This is a genomic window from Serratia sp. 506_PEND, assembly GCF_001076875.1.
Taxonomy (GTDB): domain Bacteria; phylum Pseudomonadota; class Gammaproteobacteria; order Enterobacterales; family Enterobacteriaceae; genus Serratia; species Serratia marcescens.
Map to the genome: position 1 here is coordinate 1 of NZ_JVEL01000417.1, position 8165 is coordinate 8165.

Annotated in this window: 7 protein-coding genes; 6 read left to right on the forward strand and 1 reads right to left on the reverse strand. The window is 60.1% G+C overall.

Annotated features, from left to right (window positions below; all coding sequences use genetic code 11):
• The first annotated feature begins 1 nt into the window (after window position 1).
• The 5 genes from ADK28_RS15610 to araD are packed head-to-tail and all read left to right on the forward strand — an operon-like array spanning window position 2 to window position 5411.
• Complete coding sequence (locus tag ADK28_RS15610) at window positions 2–1387, forward strand: sugar ABC transporter ATP-binding protein (RefSeq protein ID WP_082172291.1); 1386 nt, start codon at window positions 2–4, stop codon at window positions 1385–1387.
• Window positions 1384–2373 carry an ABC transporter permease gene (locus ADK28_RS15615; RefSeq protein WP_048796044.1) on the forward strand — a complete coding sequence of 330 codons (990 nt, stop codon included), beginning with the start codon at window positions 1384–1386 and terminating at the stop codon, window positions 2371–2373. The genes ADK28_RS15610 and ADK28_RS15615 overlap by 4 nt, the downstream gene beginning before the upstream one ends.
• 8 nt (window positions 2374–2381) lie before the next feature.
• A complete protein-coding gene (locus ADK28_RS15620; protein ID WP_048796045.1) occupies window positions 2382–3869 on the forward strand; it encodes an FGGY-family carbohydrate kinase in 1488 nt (495 codons plus the stop codon).
• On the forward strand, window positions 3856–4725 hold the full coding sequence (locus ADK28_RS15625) for an L-ribulose-5-phosphate 3-epimerase (RefSeq protein ID WP_048796046.1): 870 nt from the start codon (window positions 3856–3858) through the stop codon (window positions 4723–4725). The genes ADK28_RS15620 and ADK28_RS15625 overlap by 14 nt, the downstream gene beginning before the upstream one ends.
• Entirely contained in the window at window positions 4719–5411 is a 693-nt protein-coding gene (gene araD / locus ADK28_RS15630) for an L-ribulose-5-phosphate 4-epimerase (RefSeq protein ID WP_033632583.1), read from the forward strand. The genes ADK28_RS15625 and araD overlap by 7 nt, the downstream gene beginning before the upstream one ends.
• Window positions 5412–5417: 6 nt before the next feature.
• On the opposite strand, the gene ADK28_RS15635 is transcribed toward araD, so the two are convergent.
• A complete protein-coding gene (locus ADK28_RS15635) occupies window positions 5418–6422 on the reverse strand; it encodes a LacI family DNA-binding transcriptional regulator (RefSeq protein ID WP_004935582.1) in 1005 nt (334 codons plus the stop codon).
• Between the two features lie 429 nt (window positions 6423–6851).
• Between ADK28_RS15635 and ADK28_RS15640 the strand changes: the two genes are divergently transcribed.
• A partial coding sequence (locus tag ADK28_RS15640; RefSeq protein WP_048796047.1) for a P-loop NTPase fold protein occupies window positions 6852–8165 on the forward strand: 1314 nt, incomplete at its 3' end.

Below are 8165 nucleotides of genomic sequence, written 5' to 3' on the forward strand. Positions count from 1 at the left end.
GCTGGGCGAAAACGGCGCCGGCAAATCGACGCTGGTGAAAATCATGTGCGGCATCTATCAGCCGGACGAGGGCGATATTTTTATCGACGGCGAGCAGCGCCGCTTTAACAACTATCGCCAGGCGATCGAGGCCGGGGTCGGCATTATTTTTCAGGAATTCTCGTTGATTCCCTACATGAGCGCCATCGACAACATCTTCCTCAACCGGGAGATCAGGAACCGCTGGGGCCTGCTGGATCGGCGGGCGATGCGGCGCAAGGCCGAGGCGATCTTCAAGCGGCTGACGGTGGCTATCGATCTCGATTGCCCGGTGGAGCAGCTGAGCGTGGCGCAGCAGCAGTTCGTTGAAATTGCCAAGGCGCTGTCGCTGGAGGCGCGGGTGCTGGTGCTGGATGAACCGACCGCCACGCTGACGCCGGGCGAGGCCGAGCACCTGTTCAGCGTGATGAACGATCTGCGGCTGCTGGGCGTCGGCATGGTGTTTATCTCGCACCACCTGGACGAGATCTTCACCATCTGCGATCGCATCACCGTGCTGCGCGACGGCGCCTACATCGAAACGCTGGCCACCGGTGACACCAACGTGGAAGAGCTGGTGCGGCTGATGGTCGGGCGCAAAATCGAGAACGCCTTCCCAGCTAAACAGCACCCGGTCGATACCGCGACGGTGCTGCTGGAGGCGGAGATCCAGCGCGAGAAGCACGGCGCGACCGACCGCTTCCACCTGCACAAGGGCGAGATCCTCGGCTTCGCCGGGCTGGTGGGCTCCGGGCGCACCGAGACCGTCTCGGCGCTGATCGGCGCCAGCCGCTGCCACCGCAAACGCGTCCGCCTCGGCGGCCAACCGGCGGCGCTGCGCTCCCCGGCGCAGGCGCTGGCGCAGGGCATCGGCCTGCTGCCGGAGAGCCGCAAAACCGAGGGCCTGGTGCTGCCGTTTTCGGTGGCGCAGAACATCACCCTCAACCGGCACCACCGGCGCGGCAAGATCTTCGTCAGCGCCCGCAAGGATCGCGACGTGGTGCAGCGGCTGATCCGCGCCGTGGGCGTGAAAACCCCGGACGCCGAGACCGCCGTCAGTACCCTGAGCGGCGGCAACCAGCAGAAGGTGGTGATCGCCCGCTGGCTCAACAACGACTGCAACATCCTGATCTTCGACGAGCCGACGCGCGGCATCGACGTGGGCGCCAAGGCCGAGATCTACCAGCTGATGCAGCAACTGACCCAGCAGGGCATCTCCATCATCATGATTTCTTCCGAACTGCCGGAGATCATCGGCGTGTGCGACCGCGTGCTGGTGTTTCGCGGCGGCCACATCGTCGCCGAGCTGACCGGCGACGACATCGAATCCAACCACATCATGCTTTACGCGACCGGGAGTGCCTTATGATCGGAATTGAACAACCCGCCGTGGCGCGCCGCGCCGCCGGCCCCAGCCTCGGCAAGCGCTGGGAAAAACTGCTGCATCACCCGGCGGTCTTGCCGTTTATCGGCTTTGTGATCCTGTTCGTGCTGATGAGCCTGTTGAACGACAGCTTCCTCAGCGTCAACAACCTGACCAACGTGGCGCGCCAGGTGTCGATCAACGCCATCATCGCGGTGGGCATGACCTGCGCCATCCTGACCGGCGGCATCGATCTCTCGGTGGGGCCGGTGATGGCGCTGGCCGGTTCGGTCGCCGCCGGGCTGATGCTGGCGGCGGTGCCCATTCCGCTGGCGATAGTGGCGGCGCTGGCGCTCGGCGCGCTGTTCGGCCTGGCCAACGGCGCCTGCATCGCCTACCTGCGCATGCCGCCGATCATCGTCACCCTGGCGTCGATGGGCATCGCCCGCGGCCTGGCGCTGCTCTATACCGGCGGCTACCCGATCTCCGGCCTGCCCGACGTTTTCTCCTTCTTCGGCCGCGGCACGGTGCTGGGCATTCAGGTGCCGATCCTGATCATGCTCGGCGTGTACGTGCTGGCCTGGCTGATGCTCAATCAGCTGCCGTTCGGCCGCTACGTCTACGCGATGGGCGGCAACGAAGAGGCGGCGCGCCTGAGCGGCATCCGTGTGCCGCGTTACAAGATGCTGGTGTACGTGATCAGCGGCCTGACCGCCGCGCTGGCCGGGCTGGTGCTGACCTCGCGCCTGATGAGCGGGCAGCCCAACGCCGGCGAAGGCTTCGAGCTGGACGCCATCGCCGCGGTGGTGCTGGGCGGGGCGGCGATCTCCGGCGGGCGCGGCGCCATCGTCGGCACGCTGGTGGGGGCGATGATGCTCGGGGTGCTCAACAATGGCCTCAATCTGATGAACGTATCGCCGTATATCCAGAATGTGGTGAAGGGCGGCATCATCCTGGCCGCCATCTACCTCAGCTCCGTGCGGCGCAAATAGGAGGCGCGATGTCAGTCTTTCTTGGCATAGACGTCGGCGGCACGGTGATCAAGGCCGGGCTGTACCGGGCCGATGGCGAAGAACTGGCGATCGCCGAGCGCGACGGCGCGGCGATCGCCGCTCAGCCGGGCTTCAGCGAACGCAATATGGACGCGCTGTGGGATGACGTTTGCGCGGCGATCCGCCAGACGCTGCACGCGGCGGGGCTGGAGGCCGGGCAGGTGCGCGGCGTCAGCTTCTCGGCGCACGGCAAAGGGCTGTACGCCATCGACCGCCACGGCAAACCGGTCGGCAACGGCATCCTCTCTTCGGACAACCGCGCGGCGGCCACGGCGGCTGAGCTGCGCTGCGCCGGCGTGGACGCGCAGACCTACCCGCGCAGCCTGCAGCCGCTGTGGCCCAGCCACCCGGCGCTGCTGCTGCGCTGGCTGAAGCAGCGGCAGCCGGCGCAGTACGCCGCCGTCGATCGCATCCTGATGGCGCACGACTACCTGCGCTTTCGTCTCACCGGCGAGGCGGCGGCCGAGGTGACCAACATCTCCGGCAGCAACCTGTTTAACCAGCGCAGCGGCGCTTACGATCCGGCGCTGATGGCGGCTTTCGGCATCGAAGAGGCGCAGGAGAAGACCGCGCCGGTGATCGGCTCGGCGCAGCTGGCCGGGCGGGTGACGGCCGCTGCGGCGGCGCAGTGCGGTCTGCGAACGGGCACCGCGGTATACGGCGGCCTGTTCGACGTGGTGGGCGCGGCGCTCAGCTCCGGCGTGGCCGACGATCGCACGCTCAGCGCGGTGGCGGGCACCTGGTCGATCGCCACCTGCGTGACCGAGCGCATCATTCCCGCCGATTACCCCTATGCCTGGGGGCGCTACTGCATCGACGGCCGCTATTTCGCGCACGAAGGCAGCCCGACCTCGGCCGGCAACCTGGCCTGGTTCCTGCGCCAGTTCTGCGCCGACGACCGGCAGCGCTACGCCCAGTTCAACGATTGGGTGGCCGAGCGCCGCGAGCAGCCGAGCGGGCTGCTGTTCCTGCCGTATCTGTACGGCTCCAACCTCGGCGGCAACACGCCGGGCGGGCTGATCGGCCTGAGCGCCCACCACGAGATGGCGGACGTGGTGCAGGCGATCTACCAGGGCATCGTGTTCTCGCACCTGATCCATCAGGAGCGCATGGTGCAGCTGAACCCGCGCATCGAGCGGGTGCGCATGACCGGCGGGCCGACGCAGTCCGAGGTCTGGATGCAGATGTACGCCGACGCCGGCAACCTGCCGCTTGAGGTGGTGGAAACCCGCCAGAGCGGCTGCCGCGCCGCCGCCCTGTGCGCCGCCGTAGGCGCCGGGGAGTACGCCGGGTTCGCCGAAGCGATCGCCGCCGCGCCGCCCAAGCTGCGTTGTTATTATCCCGCGACCGCCGCCCACCGGCGCCTGCGCGCCCAGCAGGCGCGCTATCTGGCGGTCGCCCAGGCTTTGAGTGAGGTGACTGATGCAAACGACTAACGCCGCCTGTCTGGGGCTGTATGAAAAGGCGCTGCCCGCCGATCTGAGCTGGCCGCAGCGGCTGGCCACCGCCGCCGAGTTGGGCTTTGAGTTCGTGGAGATGTCTATAGACGAACAGCCGGCGCGCCAGCAGCGGCTGGACTGGGATAAACGTCAGCGGCTGGCGTTTATCCAGGCGCGGCTCGACAGCGGGGTGACGGTGCCGAGCCTGTGCCTGTCGGCGCACCGGCGCGATCCGTTTGGCAGCGCCGACGCCGCCACCCGCGAGCGGGCGCGGGTGCTGATGAGCAAGGCGCTGGAACTGGCGACGGATCTCGGCATCCGCAACATTCAGCTGGCGGGCTACGACGTCTATTACGAACCCGCCGATCGCCACAGCCGCGAGCGTTTTATCGAGGGCATGCAGTGGGCGGCGGCGCAGGCCGCCAGGGCGCAGGTGATGCTGTCGGTGGAGGTGATGGACACGCCGTTCATCAACAGCATCAGCAAATGGTGCGACATCGCCCGCCACGTTAACAGCCCGTGGTTCACGGTGTATCCCGATCTCGGCAACCTCAGCGCCTGGGGCAACGACGTCGCCGCCGAGCTGGCGCTGGGCATCGGCAGCATTACCGCCATACACCTCAAAGACACCGTGGCGGTGGGGCCGGGCAGCGCCGGGCAGTTCCGCGACGTGCCGTTCGGCGAAGGCTGCGTGGATTTCGCCCACGCTTTTTCCGTGCTCAACGCGCTCGGCTATCGCGGCCCCTACCTGCTGGAGATGTGGGCGCGCGAAGACGGGCAGGATAAGCAACGCATCGCCCAGGCCAAGGCCTGGCTCGAACAACAGATGAATGAGGGAGGCATCGCATGCTGAACGAACTCAAGCGGCAGGTGCTGGCCGCCAACCTCAGCCTGCCGGCATACGGGCTGGTGACCTTTACCTGGGGCAACGTCTCGGCGATCGACCGCCAGAGCGGGCTGGTGGTGATCAAGCCTTCGGGCATCGCCTACGAGGCGATGACGCTGGAGGATCTGGTGGTGGTGGATCTGGAGGGCAAGGTGCGCGAAGGGCACCGCAAGCCTTCATCCGACACCGCCACCCACCTGGCGCTGTACCGCGCCTTCGCCGATATCGGCGGCGTGGTGCACACCCACAGCCGCAACGCCACCATCTGGGCGCAGGCCGGGCAGCCGATCCCGGCGCTGGGCACCACCCACGCCGACTACTTTTACGGTGACATTCCCTGCACCCGGCCGATGAGCGAGGCGGAGATCGCCGGGGATTACGAGGGGGAAACCGGTAAGGTGATTATCGAGACCTTCAATCAGGCGGGGCGCGATCCGCAGCAGGTGCCGGGGGTATTGGTTTACTCCCACGGCCCGTTCGCCTGGGGCAAGGACGCGGCGGATGCGGTGCACAACGCGGTGGTGCTGGAAGAGGTGGCGATCATGGCGATGGCGACGCGCCAGCTGGCGCCGGCCATCGCCCCGATGCAGCCGGAGCTGCTGGACAAACATTTCCTGCGCAAGCACGGCAAACACGCCTACTACGGGCAATAGCGCCCGTCAGCGATTCAACAGAGAGCCGGTGAAGAACTCTCTGCGCACCGGCAACTCGCCGCGCGGGCTGTTAATGGCGCTGAACAGCAGCTCCGCGGCGATCTCCCCCAGTTTCTGCGTATCGTGATACACCCCCGGAATGTGCAGGCCGTAAGCGCCGGCGCGCGGCGGCTCGTCTATCGAGAAGAACTTCACCTGCTGATAGAGCCCCATCTCGTGGCAGATGGCGATGGCGCCCAGCGTGATGATGCCGTTCAGGCCGATGATGTAATCCGGGCGGTTCTCCGGCTGCGCCAGATAGGCGCGCACTTCGCTCTCTTGCGAGGTGAAATCGTAGTCGCCGTTGATGATATGAATCTCACGGCCGCTGCCCTGCAAGGCCGCGACGATGCCGGCGGTGCGCGTTAGCGTAATTTCCGAATCCGCCGGGCCGCCGATAATCAGCAGCTTCTGCTCCGGCTGCTCCGCCAGATAGCGCCCGGCCAGCACGCCGATCTCGCGGTTATCGAGGAACACGCCGCTCAGCTGCTGATCGTAGAGATCGCGGTCGATAAGGATCAGCGGCACGCCATACACCTCGGCCAGCTCGAGATAGGCGGGGCGGTAGCGCTTGTCGTCGCGCACCGCCGACAGCAGGATGCCGCGCGCCTTGTAGCCGAACAGCGCCTGAATGGCGCGCATTTCCGCCTCTTCGCTGCCGTCGGTGTCGAACAGCATGATCTGGTAGCCCTGCTGACGCGCAATGCGCGACACGGTCTTGATCAGGCCGGAATAGAACGGGTTGTACATGCTGCTGGTAACGATGCCGATAATCTGGCTGCTGCTGCTTTTCAGTCCCTGCGCGAAGGCGTTGGGCACATAGTTCAGCTCTTTGGCGATGGCGTGAATGCGCTCGCGGGTTTCCGGCTTGACCAGCTCGGGCTTATTGAAGGCGCGGGAAACGGTGATATTGGTCACCCTGGCGCGGCGGGCGATATCCACGATAGTGGCATTGGGATTGGCTTTCGACACCGTCTTTCCTTGCGTTATGCCTCAACAGATCCCTTATTGTAGGGAAAGGGCGGGGGCGGTGCTAGGGGGGGCGTTGGGGGGAGGACAAATAGAGAAATGAAGTTAATAATTTCATTCACTTATTAATTACAAGTAAAATCATTTTATGTGGTTATATTTTGTTGGCGGGGAGTTTGGTAAGGTGTGTCGCATGTTCTAAGTTAGGCATCAATGATTGTTTTGTGCCAAGAGCGGAAGCTGTGATTATTGAGTGTTTTATGAACTATCTTGAAGACCAAAGTGTATCTAGATGTTCATAGTCGATCCAATCAGCGCAAACCGACGCACGTGCATTTACTTTGTAAAAAGTGCGACTTACTCACTTCTTTTTAAAAACACTGTGATTTAGTATCAGTGATATGTTCAATGCTGCAATAGAGAAGGGACGTTATGAACAATGCGATTGAAGATATCATAATGATATCCAGCAGACTTGATCTTGCAGATTCAAACGAGGCTGAAACGAGACTTAAGGTTATTGATAAAATTATCTTTGATATTCTCAAGTGGGAACTAGAGGATGTTACTGTCGAGGAAAGAGTTAGTGAGGATGGGAATACCACATACTCTGATTATGTAGTTAGAACGGCAAGTACAGCTTTCATCATAGAAGCGAAAAAAATAGGAGTCCCGTTCGATACTAAGCAATACGACCGAAGGCTAAAACTCTCTAATAATGCACTTACTGGTCCCTTTGGAGATGCTATAATCCAAGCTAGGGATTATTGTAGGAAGCTTAGCATACAGTTTGCTGTAGTAACCAATGGCGTTCAGTGGATTATATTTCCTGCAAACCGAACAGATCAAGTAACATTTAACTCTTCATATGCCAGGGTTTTCAATAGTTTACAGAGTGCATTGAGAGATGATTTCACAGAGTTCTATGACCTTTTGTCTCGAAAAGCAGTAATAAACTCAAGTTTGGAGTTGTACCTATTAGGTAACATAGAAGATCAAATAGAAGAAAGAAGACTAAAGAACGTCATTCGAAAAAACAATACGTATGATGGTCGTAATCCGATATATCCACTTATTGAACAGGAGATCACAACAGCATTTTCTGATTCCATAATAGATATAGAGCCATCTCTTTTCGAAAAATGCTATGTCAATTCTCCTGACCGAATAAAATTCGACAGAAGAATCAATATGAATATATCTAAAAGCCAGCATCTTTTTAATGCTCAGCCTATAAGACCAATGCAAAAGAGAGATGCAAATGTTTTTCGAGAAGCATTGTCAAAAGCTCATAAAAATTCCAATCCTTTAGCGATAGTTATACTTGGCACCGTTGGGGCGGGCAAAACTACATTTTTACATTATACCAGGAATGTTTCAGCATCAGAGGTATTTGAAAAGAGGCCTGGAAGCCCATACCCACATTGGATAAGGGTAGATTTTCTTGCTCATACAAACGACGAGACATCTATCGATTTTATTTATAAAACAATGAAAGAGTACGTGATTGAAGATCCTTATTTTTCCGACTTTAAATTATGTGTCGAGCATGCCTATAAGAAAGAGATTGATGCAATAAAAAAAGGGCCGGCATTTTTAATGTCAAACAATAAGGAAGCTATAGATAAAGTAATTACGGATAAGTTACAGGAAGATTATAATAAAACGAAACCATATATTGATAACTTATTTTATTACGCGACACAACACGCTCCTGTTTTTTTAGTGGTCGATAATGTTGATCAG